The organism is Priestia sp. BR_2, from assembly GCF_041954005.1.
Classification (GTDB): Bacteria; Bacillota; Bacilli; order Paenibacillales; family Paenibacillaceae; genus Paenibacillus_AQ; species Paenibacillus_AQ lautus_A.
On the sequence record NZ_JAVFHM010000101.1, the window covers coordinates 1 to 3,185 of the forward strand.

At 37.1% G+C, this 3,185-nt stretch carries 3 protein-coding genes; all 3 read right to left on the minus strand.

Annotation, left to right across the window (positions count from 1 at the left end; all coding sequences use genetic code 11):
- Window positions 1-81 precede the first annotated feature (81 nt).
- Window positions 82-570, minus strand: coding sequence for an aldo/keto reductase (locus RB298_RS02670; RefSeq protein ID WP_486045624.1), 489 nt, complete (start codon window positions 568-570; stop codon window positions 82-84).
- Between the two features lie 47 nt (window positions 571-617).
- Entirely contained in the window at window positions 618-1,175 is a 558-nt protein-coding gene (locus RB298_RS02675; RefSeq protein WP_045293431.1) for a sugar O-acetyltransferase, read from the minus strand.
- A 168-nt stretch (window positions 1,176-1,343) separates the two neighbouring features.
- The gene (locus RB298_RS02680) at window positions 1,344-2,702 is read right to left on the minus strand and encodes an SLC45 family MFS transporter (protein ID WP_486045626.1); all 1,359 of its coding nucleotides are present in this window, start codon (window positions 2,700-2,702) and stop codon (window positions 1,344-1,346) included.
- Between the last annotated feature and the right edge of the window lie 483 nt (window positions 2,703-3,185).

The following is a 3,185-nucleotide window of genomic DNA, read 5'->3' on the forward strand; positions in this document are numbered from 1 at the left end:
TAATAAAAACAGTCAATTTTATGACTGTTTTAAGTAGATTACTATCAAAAATCTCACTGCTTAGGTGATGCAAGTATTTCATTATTTATGAACCTTCCATCCATTGAAAGTCTTAGCCGTATCGGCGATAAAATGATCAATGATTTCACTTTTTCCACTGTCCATAGCAGTAATTGCTGCCACGTCTTCATTATTTAACGTAAAATCCCAGATGTTAAAGTTTTCAGCGATACGTTCTTTATGAACAGATTTTGGAATGGTAACTACTCCACGTTGAATATGCCAGCGCAAAATAACTTGTGCTACTGTTTTTCCATATTTCTCTCCAATACCGGCAAGTAATTCATTTTGGAAGATATTATTCTGACCTTCTGCAAATGGTCCCCATGCTTGTATTTGCACACCGTATTCTTCCATCACTTCCTTTGCAGCTTTCTGTTGAAAGAACGGATGGTTTTCCACTTGATTTACAGCCGGAACAACTTCATTATTTAGAATTAAATCAACTAAACGATCCGGATAGAAATTGAAAACACCGATCGTACGAATTTCCCTTTCTTTATAAAGCAATACTTTATTTTCTAGTTACTTTATAAACGATGTTCAGCTAGTAAAAACTAATCCAACTTTTTTATAATCTTTGCGGGGTTCCCTCCCACTACTACATTATCTGGAACATTTTTTATCACAACAGCTCCGGAAGCGATTACAACATTATGTCCAATTGTAACGCCTGGATTGATGACAGCTCGTCCTCCAATCCATACATTATCTCCAATCGTGACGGGCTTGGTATATTCAACTTCTGTAATTCGCTGTTCTGCATTCACAGGATGAGTATTCGTATAAATATGTACGCCCGGTGCCATCATGCAGTTCTTCCCTATTGTAATTCGTCCCCCATCTAAAAGTGTGCAGTCAAAGTTCGCATAAAAATTTTCTCCTACGTGGATATTGTATCCGTAGTCGCATCGAAAGTTAGATTCAAGGTAGAGACGTTCTCCCGTTGAACCCAATAGTTCCTTTAATAGCTTTGTACGCTTTTCATAATCTGTCTCGTCTGTATTATTAAACAAACGAACAAGCCGTCTTGCAGATTCTCGGTCCTTTACTAATTCTTGGTCTGCTGGAAAATACAGCTCGCCATCAATCATTTTTTCTTTTTCAGTTTTCATTGATTCATTCTCCATTCTTGTTATCAAAATTCCCACCAGATTGAATTCGTTTACATTTCATCATGATAATAGACTTAAAAATAAGATTTTTATAGGTTTGAGTCAACAGTTTGAAGACAAAGAACGTAAGAAACCACGTTACTCTTTTACCACGCGCACAGCTGCTGATTACTTTGAGTATGTTTCCTTAATAATTGAAACAGACGCTGCTCCCGTAACAAGTAAAATACCTGAGATTAAAATCATGCCTGGCATAGAAGATCCGATTATTGGGAACAAAGCAAAACTCAAGCAAGAAGCTATAATTTGCGGTAAACAAATACTTCCATTAAATAATCCTAGATATGTTCCCATATTCTTTCCTGACAGGGCGTTAGTAAGCATCGTAAACGGAAACGTCATCATCGCAGCCCAAGCGATACCAATTAAAATAAATGAAGCAATCAGCATCCATTGATTGTGAATAAAAAAGACAGATCCAAAACCAATACCGCCTAGCAGTAAACTAAAAGCATACGCTGGCTTACGTTCGTTGTTGGCTACGCGTGACAAAACTAGTGACCAAATGACTGCGGCAATCGACTGTACAGCTGATAAAATGCCGAACCAGTTGCCAGCTGCTTGATAGCCTGAGCTAGACGGCTGATTCGTATACCAAACGTTTTCAGCGACTGCACCTGTACCGTACGTCCACAAATATTGAAAACCCATCCAGCAGAAAAATTGAACAAGCGTGACCGTCCAAAAAACCTTTGGAGCGTTACGAAGCAGGTTAAAAACGTTTACATTTTCTTTTGTAGCTTCGTCTGGAATACCGTGGTATGCTGCAAATTCTGCAGGTGAATATTCTTTTACTTTAAGTATTGTAAATAGACTACAAATAATTAACACAACGGCTCCAACATAAAATGAAATAACAACTGATTGTGGTACTACTCCTTTTGGTGCACTATTTGATACACCTAATACCGTTAAAACAAAAGGAAAAATACAGGCTAGCACAGCACCGCTGTTTGATAGAAAACTTTGAATAGAATAGGCAAAACCTTTTTGCTCTTCATTGACCATGTCTCCAACCATCATCTTAAATGGCTGCATGGCTACATTTGATGATACGTCCATAAACAAAATAGTGATAGCTCCAAAAGTCATGGCAGCCACCGCACTAAAACCAAAACTGCCGGCGTTTGGCAGCAAGCACATAACAATTACGGCTACAATTGCGCCAATTAGCAGATAGGGTATGCGCCGGCCAAGGCTTGGCATCCAGGTACGATCTGAAAAATAACCAACTAAGGGCTGAACTACTAAACCGGCCAACGGCGGTAATATAAAGAAAAAGCCTAATGTAGTTGGATCAGCACCGATTGTTTGAAATATGCGTCCCATATTTGAACTCTGTAATGAAAATGCCATTTGCACACCTAAAAACCCAAAACTAATTAACCATATGGTACTGATCGGTAGATAAGGTAGGTTGGGCTGAAAGCTTTTTTCATTGGTTTCAACGATTTTTTCTTCTAACATAACTGCCTCCTATGATTTAATTAACAGCCGCAAAAGATAGATGTTCTGATGTAAAGTGCTACAACATTCGTTGTGAACGTTTTCAAAACAACAATGAATACTGTAAATGCTAGTGTCTTTGGCTGGCTGTTTTCTATTTTGCTAGATTACCTCAGGAATACGGCATAACTAAGAGTCCTGTCTAAAAATACTGTTTGGGTATTAAAAAATTTTCACTATCTGCTCATCCGTAAACTGCTGACTATCGCTTATACCTTCTTAAAAGTTTCATAAAATCTAATTGTTAATAACATTAGAATACTTTTATTTGAACATTATATAATAAACTAGTAATTTAATGCAATCGTTTGCACAAATTGATTTTTAGGTATTTAAAGACCATTAAATCTTGTGACACTATGTGTACATGCTCATTACTGTCGTTTTAATATTGTTAAGTGAAAGAAGGATTTACTCTTAAAATCTTATAAAAAACCCAAAGAA

Coding starts and splice junctions, on each gene's coding strand:
- RB298_RS02675 (WP_045293431.1), bottom strand. CDS start 1,175: ATGAAAACTGAAAAAGAAAAAATGATTGATGGCGAGCTGTATTTTCCA.
- RB298_RS02680 (WP_486045626.1), bottom strand. CDS start 2,702: ATGTTAGAAGAAAAAATCGTTGAAACCAATGAAAAAAGCTTTCAGCCC.